This is a genomic window from Glycomyces sp. NPDC050141, assembly GCF_055586545.1.
On sequence record NZ_JBVJHZ010000012.1, the window covers coordinates 17,279 to 31,000 of the forward strand.

Below are 13,722 nucleotides of genomic sequence, written 5' to 3' on the forward strand. Positions count from 1 at the left end.
GACGATAGTAGTTTGGGGTCGTGTTTGTTCTCCGAACGGGCCCCCTAGCTCGGGCTGCACTGGCCGCAGCGGCAGCACCGCTGGCCGCACTCGCCATCGCGGCACCAGCCAGCGCGCACAACCAATTCGTCGGATCCATGCCCGAAACGGGAGCGACGGTCACCGATTCGGAGCCGACGATCACCCTCGAATTCTCCGAGACCATCGACGAGCGCTTCACCAAAATCGCCGTCCTCGGACCGGACGGGCAGACGGTCGAGATCGGCGAACCCGCCGCCTTCGGCGGCACCGTATCCGCCGAAGCCCGGTTCACCGTCTCCGGCGAACACACGATCGGCTACCGGGTCATGTCCGACGACGGCCACCCGGTCGAGGACGAGATCACCTTCACCGTGGAACTCCCCGCCGAACCGGACGGGCCCACACCGGCCCTCGACGAAGCAGAACCCCCGGCCACGCAGGCCGAGACCGGCGAAGAGGACGGCGCTGCATGGGTCCCGACCGCACTGGTCATCGGCGGCATCGCCCTGGTCGGCGCCCTCGCTCTGTTCCTGCCGAGGCGGCGATGAGCCCCTCGCCGATCGCGTCGCGGCGCCGCTGGCCTCTGGCCGTCGCCGCGCTCGCCGTCGCAGCGGGGGCCGGAGCGCTCGTGCTGCAGTTGAGTGGTGCCGCTGACGTCGCCCCCGTGGCCGGCATCCCCACCCGCGACCAGACCGCGGTGTGGGCCGTCGGCCTCCTCCGCGTCGCGGTCGACGTCCTCGCCGTAGCGACCGTGGGCCTGCTGCTGGCCGCGGCCTTCCTCACCCTCGGCCGGGCCGACGACAGCGGCCGCCTCGTCTCGCCTCACGGCTACCGGTGGCTGCGCGCCGCCTCGGTCACCGCCGCACTGTGGAGCCTCGCCGCACTGATCGCCCTCCCGGTCACCCTCGCGGACGCCTTCGCCACGGACGTCGGCCAGCAGATGCGCCTGTCGGCCATCGTCAGCTTCGCCACCACCGTCGACATCGGCCGCGCCTGGCTCGCCGTCGCCGTCATCGCCGCCGTCTGCGCGGCCGTCGCCCGCTCGGCCATCACCACATCCGGCGCGGCGATCGCCCTCTCCCTGGCGTTCAGCGCGATCCTCCCGCTCCTGCTGGTCGGCCACAACTCCTCGGCCGGCAACCACCAGCAGGCGGTCAACGCACAGATCCTCCACGTGGGCGGCGCCGCCTTGTGGGCCGGTGGTCTCCTCGCGATCCTCCTGGCCCGCAAGCTATCTGCGGAAACACTGGCGATCGCCGTCTCCCGCTACAGCCGCCTCGCCCTGATCGGTTTCATGCTCGTCGCCATCTCCGGACTGTTCAACACCCTCACCCGCCTCACCTCGCCGGTCCAACTCTTCACCGACACCTACGGGCGGATCATGCTCGTCAAGGCCGCCGGACTCGCGGTCCTGGTCGGCATCGGCTGGGCCCACCGCCGAAGCACCATCCCCGCACTCGCAGCCGGGAGGCGGAGCCCATTCGTCCGCCTCGCCATCGTCGAGACCGTGCTGTTCGCCGCCGTCGTCGGCATTTCAGCCGCCCTCACCCGCACGCCGCCCGCACCAGGTGACATGCCTTCCGACTCCTTCGCCAAGTCACTGCTCGGCTTCAACATGCCCCCGCCGCTCACACTCGGCACCGCGCTCGGCCGGTGGTACATCGATCCCTGGTGGGCGGCTCTCGCACTGACCGCCGCCGGACTCTACCTCGCCGCCGTCCGCGGCCTCCGCCGCGAAGGCGAAGCCTGGCCGGTCGGGCGGACCGCCGCCATGCTGGCCGGATGCGCTCTGGTCCTCGCGGCCACCTCCTCATCCCTCGCTCTCTACGGACCGGTGCTGTTCTCCGGACACGTCGCCCAGCACCTCGCCCTCGCCGCCTTGGCGCCCCTGTGCCTCGTGATCGGCGACCCGATCCGCCTGGCCCGCAAGGTGCTTCGCCCAAGCTCGACGCCGGGGATGCGCAGTGCGCGCGAATGGCTCGACGTGTGGGCCTCAAGCGCCCCGGCCCGGGTACTGCGACAGCCGAGTGCCGCGACGGCGCTCTATGCGCTGGTGCTGTTCGGCATGTACACCCCGGCGCTCCTGGAATCGCAGTTGCGGTCCCACGGCTTCCACCTGGCCGCCACCGCTCTGTTCCTCACCGCCGGATTCGTCTTCTTCCGAACCGTGCTCGACCCGACATTGACCGCACCGGCAGTCCGATCGACCATCCTGGCCCTGCTCGCGATCGGCTACGCCGCCTTCGGTGCATGGCTCGTACTCGGCGACGCCCGACTCGCCCCAGACTGGTTCGAAGACCTCGGTCGTACCTGGGGACCCGACCTCGCCGCAGACCACCGAATCGGCGGCATCCTGGTCTGGTCCCTCGGCGGACTCAGCGTCCTCGGCGCAGCGGCGACCCTGTGGTCCAAGCGAAATGGTCGCGCGCGTGACAACACCAAACTGCTATGACAATTCACAGAGGCGGCTGCTATAGCTGGCGCTGCCAGCAGACGTCCGCCAATCGCAGATGAGTTGTCGGTGAGCCTGCGGGGCACTGGTGTCGTGACCGTAAGCGTCGCAGTCCCGCTTTCCTCCTGAGGGTCGCGCTCTGAGTGTCTCACCAGTTCATGGATAGATTGATCCCGACATTCCTTATATAGGCAGGGTGCGTGCTGTTTTCCGCGCCGAGTGAGCGAGGGTGCGCGCACCCGACAACCGGGAGAAAGCCGCAGCTGGAGTTCTGAGAAGCTGGAACCGGAGTGAGGTCGAGAAACCGAGAACGAACCTGCAGTTTTGAACGACATCGGTCAAGCTCTGGTAGATCTTCGCGCCGGAACGCTTGACGAGCGGCTCGTTTCGTATCTCGCAGTCGACGGGCGCGAATAAATCCGCGCAGCTGCCGCAGTGCTTCTTAGTCGTTCTAGCCTCTTGGACGCAGTCAATATCAACCGCTTGTCCAAGGACGACTCCGCTCTAGTGCGGCGCAGCCTCGCATTTGCCCTGGCGTCAGCCGACGACGCCGATATGGAGAACATCAGCGATGCGCTTGCCGAACTCCAGGCGGATTCCCGCAGAAGCATGCGCCGTGCACTGAACCCGTTGTAGATCAATTTTCAGGAAGTCGGATTGAAGTCCGGTCAGGCATGTCTTGGAACCATTCTGCGATGCTTTCTCTTACGCGTCGACGCCAGCGAGTCACCTGGTCTGGGCTGAGTCCGTGGGCTTCGGCGTAGTCGTTGACGCTCTGGCCGTCGAGGAAGGTGTCTTGGATCATTCTCTCGTCGTTCTTGTCGATGGCGCCGTCGCGGACGGCCCGGGCGAGGACGAAGTCGACGTGGCCGTCGGGCTTGCGGGGCGGACGGGATTCGTAGACGACTGAGGTCATCCCTTTCTGATAGCGGCCCAGCTCCTTGGCGTATCGACGGGCCTCGGTGTGGGCGCTGTTGCACAGACGCCTGACGATGCGCGGTGCGACGAGGTCGACGTCGGGCAGCGCGGTGGTGAACCCTTCGATGGCTGCTGACTCGATGTCGGCGCGCTCGGCGTAGCTGGGTGCGAACCAGGCCGCCTTCCGGACTGCGTTCCGCAGGCCCGGCAGGGCCAGGGCCGCGCAGATGAACGTCCACGGCGCGGGTTCGTTCCGGGCTCGCCTGACCAACTCGGCCCACAGGACATCTTTGGCCTCGAGCGTGGTGTCGCGGTCGCTCAGGAAGGCCGCGATCTCGAGTAGGTCCATCTTGCGATCGGGGAAGACCTGCAGGTTCGAGGTGCTGACGTTGTCCTGGTCGTTGGCGAGTGCGGCGAACGCGTCGGCGACGACTTCAAGCGGTGTCATGTCTGTGCGCATGATTTGCTCCTGGTTGCTTGTTCGAGGCTGGTTGCCTCGGTGTTCTCCCAGGTAGCGCGCGCACCCGAGGGTGCGTCCAGTGCCTCGCGCACCCGACGCCTGGAGTGCGCGCACCTCCCGCTGCGCACCCTGACCCGGGCCTGTGCACCCTCTCCGCGAACCCCGCGCCCGCCGCGCTGACCCGTCATTCCACCGTCCTGGGGGTGCGCGCACCCTCCGGCTGGTGCTTTCCGACTGGTCGCGCTGTTTCGCCTGGTCGGGTGCGTGGCAGGTGCGCGCACCTCCGCGGAAATGCCCGCGCACCCTGCCGTACCTAGGTGAGTCGGTCGGACAGATGGCTGGCTCGGGTCCCGCCAGGCGGGTGCGGTCCAGGCTTCCTGTTCGCACCTGACCTGAGGAGGTGGTGTCTCACCGAGCACCGACCCCCGCCGGCGGGCCCGGTCGGCCCGGCCAATCCCCGGGCCGACCTCACGACTCGATCGCGCCTGGGGGGTGCGGGACGTGGGAACGGCTCACCGAACATCGAGGGCTCGTCTGGCCCGATGGCTGCCGCCGTTGGCGGCGGTCGGTGTGGGCGCCGGAGTGCTTGTCCTGTCGACGCCGGGCGCGGTTTTGGCGGACACCGAGGACATCGTCCGGGTGCTCGACAATCTCAGGCTGTGGATTGTCGGCATTGCCGGGACGGTGGTCGCGGTCATGCTCACGCTCGCAGGTCTGCGATACCTGCTCGCCAATGACCCGGGTGAAACCGAGAAAGCGAAAACGCTCCTGAGAGGCGCGGCGATCGGCTTCGCGATCGTCATTCTCGCCATCCCGCTGGTGGAAATCCTCAAGGGCATTCTGGGGGCGGAGTAATGGACTTCCTCTCCGACATGTTCACCGAACTGTGCGAGCTGATCTATCGATCGGTGGCCGACATCCTGTCGTGGATTCTCGCGCTGCTCGGAGAGTGGGATTGGGTCGCCCTGTCCGACGAGATCTATTACGCCGCGATCCCGTTCGTCCCGCAATTCCAGGTCGTCGTCGCCGCTTCCTATGGCTTGGTGATCGTCGTCGGCGGCTTCATCATCATGTCGCAGGAATCGCTGCAAACTCGTTATTCGATCCGGGAGATCGCGCCACGGCTCATCGTCGGTTTCCTGCTCTCCGGTCTCGCCGTGACGATCTGCTACGAGGCATTCAAGCTCAATTGGGGCATCGTCAGCGCGTTCCTCGATACCCCGGCCGGTTGGGTGCCCGAGGCGAACGCCGAGACCCAGGCTTTCGAGGACGAATTCGGCATGCTCGGATGGTCGGAAGTGGAGATGACGGCTGCCGATTATCTGCTGGCGACGGTGTACAAACTCGTGTGCATTGTTGCGGTCGCGATCCTCCTGGTCACCACGATCCTGCGGAACATCGCCTGGTTCTTTGTCGTCGCCCTCGCACCTGCCGCTTTGGCCTGCCATGGCCTGCCGGTGACGGAGCGGTTCGCCGTCTATTGGTGGCGGATGCTCGGCGCCTGCCTGGCGTCGTCGATCGGCCAGTCGATCCTGATCTGGATCTACCTGCAGATGACCGGATCGCTCTATTTCGGGATGATCAACGACATTGTCCCGATGGACGGGGTCTACGCGATCGTCCTGGTTTGGATGATGTGGCGGCTGCATATCGAGTGCTTCAAGATCGCGCGAGGCCGACCCATTTCGATCCCGGGTTCGCGCATGCTCGCCGCCTTCGTCATGTCGAAAGCCGCCACTGCCGGGCACGGCCGCAAACGCGATATCTCGGTCCCCGACACCGTGTGGGGCCGCAAAATGCAGGCGCCGTGGCACAAGCGCGGGCAGGACGGCAACACGGCGCCGGACCGATTCCCTGATCTGCCTCCTGAGCCCGAGGGCTTCAACGAGTGGGCCGGTTTCCGTGCCGGGGCCAATGCCCGGCACGCGGCGGAGGCCGGCGCCGCAGACAGGTCGCCGTCACCGCTGCAGGACGCCGCACCCGTTCACGCCGAGGGAGGCCAGCCTGTCCGCGTCCGGCCGGTGACCTACCCCGAAGGCGGGCATGGGCCGGTCCCGGTAGACCCGCGCAAGGGCCCGGAGGCGACCTCGCCGCTGGCCGATGCCGCGCCTGCGGAGGTGCCGATCGAGTCGATTCCCGACGGGACGTTGCTGCGGATCCGTCCGCCCGAGGAGCCCTCGACGGTCCGGGTGCGCGAGGACCAGGTGGTGCCTTTGGCGCAGCGGCGTACCGAGGCCACCGACGCCAACCGCGAACGCGAGGCCGACGCCATAGCCGCAGCGAACAAGCAGCAGGCCCAAGCGCGCCAGGAGCAAGCCGAACGGCGCCAGCAGGCGGCCAAGGACCAGGCCGAACTGCGCCGGAAGGCGACGGCGGCGATGGCTGCAATGGCCGCCCGTAACGGCAAGGGCGCAACCGTCCATGAGGTGCCTCCGGCGCGCGAGGTCCACACGTTCCCGCCGCCGCAGCCCGCACCGAAACCCGAAGGAGGCAAGTGATGGACCGCGGAGTCTACGTTCCGGCCGATCTCGATCTGCCCGACCGGATCTTGTTCAACTTGACCGCCCGCCAGGTCGCGGTCGTCGCCCCGGCAGCGGTGGCGCTGTGGATGCTGTGGCAGTCCCTGGCCGGCCAGGTCCACCCGATCTGGCTGCTGCTGGCCTCGGCGCCGATCGCCGCCGCTGCCCTCGCGCTCGCCCTCGCCCGCCGCGACGGCACCACCCTCGACCGCCTCGTGTGGGCCGCCGTGCGCGCCCCGCGGGCCCCGCTCGCGGCCGCATCGCCCGACGAGACCGCCCTCCGGGCCGCCGGCAAGGCCACCGGCCGAGGGCGCCTGAGCCGGGTGCGACCGGTACCGCCACCGGTCGAAGGCGTCGCACCCGACGGCGTCCTCGACCTCGGCCCCGCCGGGTGCGCTGTCGCGCTGGCGTGCGGGACGGTGACGTTCGACCTGCGCTCGAGTGCCGAGCAGGCCACGTTGTGCGAGGCGTTCGGCCGGCTGCTGCACGCCATCGAGGGTCACCTCCAGGTGTGCGTCGCCCAGCGCCCGGTCGACCTCACCGGCTACCTCACCGGCCTCGACGCGCGTGCGCAGGACCTGGGTGAGGGCCCGCTCCGCGCCGCCGCCGCGGCACACCGGGCCTGGCTCGCGAGTCTGACCGCCGGCCGCGAACTGCTCGCCCGCGAGATCACCGTGGTCGTCTCCGGGCCCGACGCCGAAGCCGCCTCCCGGGCGGCAGGCCAGGTCGAGGCGTTCTGCGCCCAGATCGGCGCGACCTGCCAGCGACTGGACCGCGCCACGTTGGCCGAGCGGATCCGGTTCGGCCTCGACCCCTTCGGCACCGCGAACGCGGCATTCGGGAGCTGGTCACGATGAGCGCCTTCCGCAACCGCCTCGGCCGCGGGACCCGTCCCAGTCTGGAAGCCGACCTGTGGCCCGACACTGCGGTTTTCGAGATGCGCCGGTTCCGTTCGGGGGATTCGTGGGGTGCGGTCCTGCTGGTGTGCGGCTACCCGGCGACCCTGTCGTGGGGGTGGGCCGCGCAGCTGACCGTGCCCGGCGCACGCGTGAACGTCGCCGTCCATCTCGACGGGGTCCCGGCCCCGGTCGCGGCCATGCAACTGCAGCGGCGCCGAGCGCGGCTGGAGTCGCAGCGGCGCTACCAGTCCGTGCGCGGGCGACTGGACGACCCGGCGGTGGAGGCTGCGGCCGCCGACGCCGCCGACCTGGCCGCGCAAGTGGCGCGCGGGCATGCGCAACTGCACCGCCAAGCGGTCTACCTCACCGCCTTCGCCGAGTCGCCGGCCGAGCTCGACCTGGTGTGCGCGAGGATCCGCTCCCGCGCTGCCGCGGCCATGATCGACGTCCGCCCGGCCACGGCCCGGCAGCTGCCCGGAGCGGTCGCGGGCGTGCCGTTCGGGACCGACCCGGTCGGCGCCCGCCGGACCGTCGACACCGCGGCCGCAGCCGCGAGCTTCCCGTTCGCCTCACCGGACCTGGACGGCCCTGTCGCCGACACGGCTGTCCTGTATGGAGTGAACCTGTTTTCGGGGACGCCGGTGCTGTGGGACCGGTGGGCGTCGATGGACAACCACAACAGCGTGCTCATCGCCCGAAGCGGGGCGGGCAAGAGCTACCTGACGAAGGTCTCGATCCTGCGGGAGCTCTACCAGGGCGTCCGGGTGGTCGTGGTTGACCCCGAATCCGAATACCTGGACCTTGCCGCGCACGTCGGCGGCACCGTCCATCGGCCCGGCAGCTCTGGTGCGCGCCTGGACCCCCTGGCGATGCCGGCCGATGGTGAGGCCGACGAGTTCGCCCGCCGCCGCCTGTTCGTCGGCACCGTGGTGGAGACGCTGCTGGGCGAGAAGCTCAGCGGCGCCGAAGCCGCAGTGCTCCAGCGCTCGGTCGCGGCCTGTTACGAGGCGGCAGGGATCGGCGAGGACCGGGCCACGTGGGCCCGACAAGCCCCGTCAATGGCCGATGTCGCTGCCGTCCTCGCCACCGACCCGGCCGGGGCCGATCTCGCCGCCCGTCTCGACCCGTGGGTCGGACCCGGCACGGTCTTCGACACCAGCGACATCGCTGTCGCACCGGCAGGAGTGCGTTCGCCGCTGGAGGTGTGGGATCTGGCAGCGGTGCCAGCGGAGCTCGCCCCGGTGGTCAATCTGCTGGCGCTCGATGACATCTGGCGCGGTCTGCGCCCGGGCGGTCCCCGGACGCTGGTCGTCGTCGATGAAGGGTGGCTGACCCTCAAGAGCGAGCAGGGCGCGGCCTGGCTCTCGCGCTTGGCGAAGAGCGCACGAAAGCGCAACGCGGGCTTGGCGTTGATCACACAGGACGCCGAGGACATGACCGGGTCCGAACTGGGCCGCACGGTCATCCACAATGCCGCCACGCAGATCATCATGCGCCAAGCAGCGCAAGCGATTGATGCCATCGCCGACGCCTTCAAACTCACCGCTGCGGAGACCGCGCTCATCGGCTCGGCTCGGCTCGGCGAAGGCCTGCTCCTCGGCGGCGGCGCGCACGTCGCGTTCCGGGTGATCGCCAGCCCCGAAGAACATCGCCTCGCCCTGACGGGCCTGTCAGCGGGGAGCCGGTCATGAAGCGGCTGTTGCTCATCGGCGTCCTCCTCGCGGCCGTCGCCGCCGGGTGCGGGCTCCTCGTTCTCGGCACAGCACAGCACGACCGTCACCTCGCGATCGGCGCAGGCGGCGGCTTCTGCGCCGCGAGCGAAGCGGACCTCGAGGCCGTCGCCGGCGCGCTCGGGGACGGCTACGGGACGACTCAGGCGGAGCATGCGGTCACGATCGTGCAGACCGCCGCCGCACGCGACCTGCCCGAACAGGCCGCCGTCGTCGCGCTCGCCACCGCGATGCAGGAGTCGGGAATCAGAGTCCTCGCCAACCCCGCTGTCCCGGCAAGCTACGACTTCCCGCACGACGGCGAAGGCTTCGACCACGACTCCGTAGGCATCTATCAACAGCGGCCCCATTGGGGCCCTGTCGAAGTGCTCATGGACCCTGCCGGTTCGGCCGGGTTGTTCTTCGACGCGCTGGAGCGCATCGACGGCTGGGAAGACCTGCCGGTCACCGTTGCCGCCCAAGAAGTCCAGGTTTCCGCGTTCCCGGATGCGTACGCCGACGACGAAGCCGGCGCACGAGCCGCCGTCGAGGCGGCCAGCGCCTGCGAGTGGATCCACCCCGTCGCCGGGTACGGGGTCGTTTCAGCATGGCGCAGCGCCGAGCGCCCGACCCACAACGGTGTCGACCTCGGCGCCCCGCGCGGTGAGCCGATTCTCGCCGCCAGCGCCGGCGAGGTCGTCACCGTGGTGTGCAACGCCCGCACGCCGGCCGGGCGGCAGTACTCATGCGATGTCGACGGCAGCCCGGACATGATGGGCTGCGGCTGGTATGTCGAGATCGCCCACGCCGAATCGATCCTGACCCGCTACTGCCACATGGGGCAGCGTCCCGAGGTGAGCGTCGGCGACACAGTCGAGCCCGGCGACCTCCTCGGCTACGTCGGCTCCTCCGGACGCTCCAGCGGCCCCCACCTGCACCTCGAGGTGCACCGGTCCCACAGCCCGAACTTCGATACGGCCCTCTCGCCGACCGTCTTCTTCGAGGCGAAGGGCGTGACGCTATGACCGAGCGACTGACCGATGCCTTTGCCGGGCTGGGGATCTCGTCGGCACTGCTGCTCTCGATCGCGGTCATGGCTGCAGCAGTGGCGCTGTCGGCGGGGATCCTGCGCGCCGGTGCGCGCCGCAATACTGCCGCGGCGTGGCGGGAAGGCGCCCGGTACGTGGTCATCGAGGCCCCGCCCGAAGTCGAACCGAAGTCGGCGGTGCTGGCGTGGAACCACCTGACCGCCATCGAGCACGGTCGGTGGCGGCGCTGGTGGTCGGGCCAGCCGCACCTGATCTTCGAGTACTGGTTCACCGGGGCCCGGCTGACGGTGCGGATCTGGGTGCCCGGCACCGTGGCGACGAGCCAGGTGGTGCACGCGGTCGACGCGGCCTGGCCCGGCGCGGTCTGCACCGTCGTCGATGCTGAGCCGCCCCTGCCGACCGGGGACCGAGTCCACATCGAGGGCGGCACCTTCCGGCCGGCGAAGCAGAGCGTGGGCGCTCTGCCGCTCGTAGCAGGGATCGAGGCCGGTGAGGTGCTGCGCGGCCTGGTCGCCGCCGGCACCTCCAATCGGGCCGATGACGTCCGCATCGTGCAGGTCGTCGCCCGCCCGGCCGACAGGGCCCAGGTGCGACGGGCGGCCAAGACCGCCGCCGGACCGAAAGCCGGAGGCTCCCTCCTGGGGGAGGTCCTCGACCTGATGACCCCCGGCACCGGACACCACCCCAAGACCGGGAAGGCACTGAGCGAACCGGGATGGGTCACCCAGCGCCGCAAGCAGGTCGCCGACCGCCTCGCCTCAGGCGCGCTGTGGACGATGCAGGTTCGCTACGCCGCCGCCACCACTGCCGGAAAGCCAGCCGCGGTCGCCGCGGCCCGGGATCTCGCCGCCGGGACGGCCGCCGTGCTCGGCGGCGCATGGCGGCGCAAGAAGCACCGCCACATCGCCGCGGCGGTGAACGGGTGGTCCGGTGGGTCCGGCGTGCTGGTCTCGGCCGCCGAGATCGCCGCCGTCGCGCACATGCCGGCCGATGCCGTCATGCCCGCGCTCGCCCGCGCCGGGGCCCGACCGATCGCACCCGCGCCCGAAGTGACCTCGGGGGGCCGGGGCACGAAAACCCTGGGGATCGCGGCGGTCTCCGGCCGCAAGGTCGGCCTCGCCGCTGCGGACGGGCGCTACCACGCGCACCTGATCGGCGCGACCGGCTCGGGCAAGAGCACCTTGATGGTGAACATGATCTTGCAGGACATCCGCGACAAGCGCGCCGTGGTGGTCCTGGATCCGCACGGCGACCTCGTGCGCGACGTCCTCGACCGCCTCGACCCGCAGACTGTGGCCGGGAGGGTGGTCCTCATCGACCCGGCCTCCGATGCCCCGCCGCCGGGTCTGCCGCCGGTCGTGCGCGCCCCCGACGCCGAGATCGCCATCGACTACCTCGTCGGCATCTGGCGCATGCTCTGGCCCGACCACTGGGGCCCCCGCGCCGACGACATCGCCAAGCAGGCCCTGCGCACCCAGGCCCAACTCCAGCAGCGCGACCTCGCCGGGCTCTCGGCGCTGCCGATCATCCTCGGCGACAAGGAAGAACGCGCACCCCTGGTGACGAACATCAGGGACGACGAGGTCCTGCGCGGGTTCTGGAAGTGGTTCGACGCCTTGCCCATCGGCGTCCAGACCCAGGCGTCGGGGCCGGTGCTCTCGCGCCTGCGCACGCTCCTGTCGCGGCGGTTCATCCGCGACACCATCGGGGACCCGCTCGAGCAGTACTGCATCGACCTGCCCCGGGCTCTGGACAATGGCGGGATCATCCTGGCCCGGCTTCCCAAGGGCGAATTGGGCAACGACGCCGCGAAGTTCCTCGGCTCCAACATCGCCGCGCAAGTCTGGCAGGCCGTCCTGCCCCGCCAGTCGCAATCGATGGAGGCCCGCAAAGACTGCGTCCTATACGCGGACGAGGGCCACAACTGGCTCCAGTTCCCCCAGATCCTCTCTGACATGTTCGCCGAAGCCAGGAAACTGAAGCTGTCGTTCGTGTTCGCCCACCAGCACCTCGGGCAGCTCCCGCGCGAGCTTGCCGAGACCCTGGATGCGAACGCCCGCACCAAGATCATCTTCTCGACCTCGCCCAAAGACGCGAAACTCCTTGCCGCGCACACCCTCCCGCACCTGGACGACCACGACCTGGTCCATCTCGGTGCCTACACCGCCGCCTGCCGCACCATTGCCGCCGGCGCGCCCCTGCCGGCCTTCACGCTCCAGACCCTGCCGCCGTCCGCACCGATCGGGCAGGCCGACACGATCCGCGCCGGTGCCGCCCGGCACCGCGCCTTTACCTGGGAGAGCGCATGAACACCAGCCGCCGCCGCAGCCGCACCGACGCCGAAGCCTTGACCGGACTCGCCGCCCGACTTACCCCCAGGGACTACGCGCTCCTCGACTTCCTGGCCCGCCACCGCATCGCCACCGCCGCCACCATCGCGGCGATCTTCTTCACCAACCGCCGTCGCGCCGCCCTGCGCATACAGACCCTCACCGATCTGGGCCTGCTCACCCGCTCAAAAGTCCCCGGTTCCGGCGCCTACCGCTACACACTCGCCTGGGCCGGCGCCGCGATCCATGCCCTGCGCACCGGAACGGTGCCGCCCAGCCGCGCCGAGGCCGCCTGGGCCGCCCAGCGCCTTTTCCACTCCGCGCACCGCCCGCACAAGGAAGCCGTCAACGGCTTCATCGCCCACCTCCACCTCGACGCCCGCGCCCTCGGCGGCGTCCGGGTGACCGAATGGCTCAACGAGGCCGAGGCCAGCGCCGAAATCATCGGCGCCCGCCCCGACGCGGCAGGAACCATCGCCTGGGACGACGGCCGCGCCCTGCGATTCTGGCTCGAGCTCGACCGCGATACCGAACCGGTCAGCGCCCTCGTCGCCAAGATCGCCCGCTACCAGACCGGCCGCCTGGCGGGCGCTCTCGGCGACCGCGTCCTCCTCTTCGGACTGCCCCACGCGGCCCGCCTAGCGGCGCTTGAACGAGCGCGCCCCGCCTCCAGCGACTTGACGGTCGCCGCCACCGTCACCCGAGGCATCCCCCAGACCGGTGACCTCTCCGGCGGCGACAACGGGCTCCTGGCCGACGACCTATGGCGCGTGCTGGGCGGTGCGTCGACGAGCCTGGCGTCGCTGGCACGTTGAACCAGGCCACCAAGACCTGGTCCAGATGCAGGGGTCCACATCAAGGGCGCCAACAGCACAGCCAAGGACCCGTCCACCCACTTGCCCCCGCGCACCCTGCGTTCGCGCACGTCACGCCCGCAATTCCGGCCGATCCATCAGGGTGAATATATAGTCATATACCCGCAGGGCCCCGTCCCCGAATTCGGATTCGCAGTCCCGTAATCCGATACCCCAGCCCTGCTCGGTTTGCTCTCCCACTCCCTTTCCCTCGCTTCGGTACCCGGGGCGTGTCGGTGGCGCCGTCCGCTACCGATGCCAGAGCGCGAAGCCCACCCCAGCCACCGCAGGCAGCAGCAGCAGCCAGCCTGTGCCGTTCGTGAACCACGAAACCAGCAGGAACACCGCACCGAGGACCAGAAAGGCGCCACCAGCCCCGAACCCGAGCGCTCGACGCAGATAAATACGAGCGAACATCGCCCGTGCAGCGAGATGCTCGGCAGGGCCAGGCGCTGGTTCCCGCCGCGACGACATCGTGCGATTCACAGCCTCATCCGGGCACGGAGATGCT

General features: G+C 69.8%; 12 protein-coding genes. 10 read left to right on the top strand and 2 right to left on the bottom strand.

What is annotated here, in order from left to right; translation table 11 throughout:
* Positions 1-20: 20 nt before the first annotated feature.
* From ACZ60M_RS09745 to ACZ60M_RS09755, 3 genes are all read left to right on the top strand, one after another.
* Complete coding sequence (locus ACZ60M_RS09745; protein ID WP_465416513.1) at positions 21-569, top strand: copper resistance CopC family protein; 549 nt, start codon at positions 21-23, stop codon at positions 567-569.
* On the top strand, positions 566-2,473 hold the full coding sequence (locus tag ACZ60M_RS09750; protein ID WP_465416515.1) for a bifunctional copper resistance protein CopD/cytochrome c oxidase assembly protein: 1,908 nt from the start codon (positions 566-568) through the stop codon (positions 2,471-2,473). Before ACZ60M_RS09745 ends, ACZ60M_RS09750 begins: the two co-directional genes overlap by 4 nt.
* A 483-nt stretch (positions 2,474-2,956) precedes the next feature.
* Positions 2,957-3,109: a hypothetical protein gene (locus tag ACZ60M_RS09755; RefSeq protein ID WP_465416517.1), complete on the top strand. Its 153-nt coding sequence runs from the start codon at positions 2,957-2,959 to the stop codon at positions 3,107-3,109.
* A gap of 1 nt (position 3,110) precedes the next feature.
* On the opposite strand, the gene ACZ60M_RS09760 is transcribed toward ACZ60M_RS09755, so the two are convergent.
* Positions 3,111-3,851 carry a transposase gene (locus tag ACZ60M_RS09760; protein ID WP_465416519.1) on the bottom strand — a complete coding sequence of 247 codons (741 nt, stop codon included), beginning with the start codon at positions 3,849-3,851 and terminating at the stop codon, positions 3,111-3,113.
* Positions 3,852-4,406: 555 nt separating this feature from the next.
* On the opposite strand from ACZ60M_RS09760, the gene ACZ60M_RS09765 reads away from it, so the two are divergent.
* From ACZ60M_RS09765 to ACZ60M_RS09795, 7 genes are read left to right on the top strand one after another with little or no spacing between them, the layout of a single operon-like run.
* A complete protein-coding gene (locus ACZ60M_RS09765; protein ID WP_465416521.1) occupies positions 4,407-4,706 on the top strand; it encodes a pilin in 300 nt (99 codons plus the stop codon).
* On the top strand, positions 4,706-6,349 hold the full coding sequence (locus ACZ60M_RS09770) for a hypothetical protein (protein WP_465416522.1): 1,644 nt from the start codon (positions 4,706-4,708) through the stop codon (positions 6,347-6,349). The genes ACZ60M_RS09765 and ACZ60M_RS09770 overlap by 1 nt, the downstream gene beginning before the upstream one ends.
* On the top strand, positions 6,349-7,227 hold the full coding sequence (locus ACZ60M_RS09775) for a PrgI family mobile element protein (protein WP_465416524.1): 879 nt from the start codon (positions 6,349-6,351) through the stop codon (positions 7,225-7,227). Before ACZ60M_RS09770 ends, ACZ60M_RS09775 begins: the two co-directional genes overlap by 1 nt.
* Entirely contained in the window at positions 7,224-8,960 is a 1,737-nt protein-coding gene (locus ACZ60M_RS09780) for a VirB4 family type IV secretion system protein (protein ID WP_465416526.1), read from the top strand. Before ACZ60M_RS09775 ends, ACZ60M_RS09780 begins: the two co-directional genes overlap by 4 nt.
* Complete coding sequence (locus ACZ60M_RS09785) at positions 8,957-10,003, top strand: M23 family metallopeptidase (protein ID WP_465416528.1); 1,047 nt, start codon at positions 8,957-8,959, stop codon at positions 10,001-10,003. The genes ACZ60M_RS09780 and ACZ60M_RS09785 overlap by 4 nt, the downstream gene beginning before the upstream one ends.
* Positions 10,000-12,336 carry a type IV secretory system conjugative DNA transfer family protein gene (locus ACZ60M_RS09790; RefSeq protein ID WP_465416530.1) on the top strand — a complete coding sequence of 779 codons (2,337 nt, stop codon included), beginning with the start codon at positions 10,000-10,002 and terminating at the stop codon, positions 12,334-12,336. The genes ACZ60M_RS09785 and ACZ60M_RS09790 overlap by 4 nt, the downstream gene beginning before the upstream one ends.
* The gene (locus ACZ60M_RS09795) at positions 12,333-13,172 is read left to right on the top strand and encodes a replication-relaxation family protein (protein ID WP_465416532.1); all 840 of its coding nucleotides are present in this window, start codon (positions 12,333-12,335) and stop codon (positions 13,170-13,172) included. Before ACZ60M_RS09790 ends, ACZ60M_RS09795 begins: the two co-directional genes overlap by 4 nt.
* Before the next feature lie 288 nt (positions 13,173-13,460).
* Here ACZ60M_RS09795 and ACZ60M_RS09800 read toward each other — a convergent pair whose 3' ends face one another.
* On the bottom strand, positions 13,461-13,697 hold the full coding sequence (locus ACZ60M_RS09800; RefSeq protein ID WP_465416533.1) for a hypothetical protein: 237 nt from the start codon (positions 13,695-13,697) through the stop codon (positions 13,461-13,463).
* Positions 13,698-13,722: the final 25 nt, after the last annotated feature.

Coding starts and splice junctions, on each gene's coding strand:
- ACZ60M_RS09770 (WP_465416522.1), top strand. CDS start 4,706: ATGGACTTCCTCTCCGACATGTTCACCGAACTGTGCGAGCTGATCTAT.
- ACZ60M_RS09760 (WP_465416519.1), bottom strand. CDS start 3,851: ATGCGCACAGACATGACACCGCTTGAAGTCGTCGCCGACGCGTTCGCC.
- ACZ60M_RS09785 (WP_465416528.1), top strand. CDS start 8,957: ATGAAGCGGCTGTTGCTCATCGGCGTCCTCCTCGCGGCCGTCGCCGCC.
- ACZ60M_RS09750 (WP_465416515.1), top strand. CDS start 566: ATGAGCCCCTCGCCGATCGCGTCGCGGCGCCGCTGGCCTCTGGCCGTC.
- ACZ60M_RS09795 (WP_465416532.1), top strand. CDS start 12,333: ATGAACACCAGCCGCCGCCGCAGCCGCACCGACGCCGAAGCCTTGACC.
- ACZ60M_RS09790 (WP_465416530.1), top strand. CDS start 10,000: ATGACCGAGCGACTGACCGATGCCTTTGCCGGGCTGGGGATCTCGTCG.
- ACZ60M_RS09775 (WP_465416524.1), top strand. CDS start 6,349: ATGGACCGCGGAGTCTACGTTCCGGCCGATCTCGATCTGCCCGACCGG.
- ACZ60M_RS09780 (WP_465416526.1), top strand. CDS start 7,224: ATGAGCGCCTTCCGCAACCGCCTCGGCCGCGGGACCCGTCCCAGTCTG.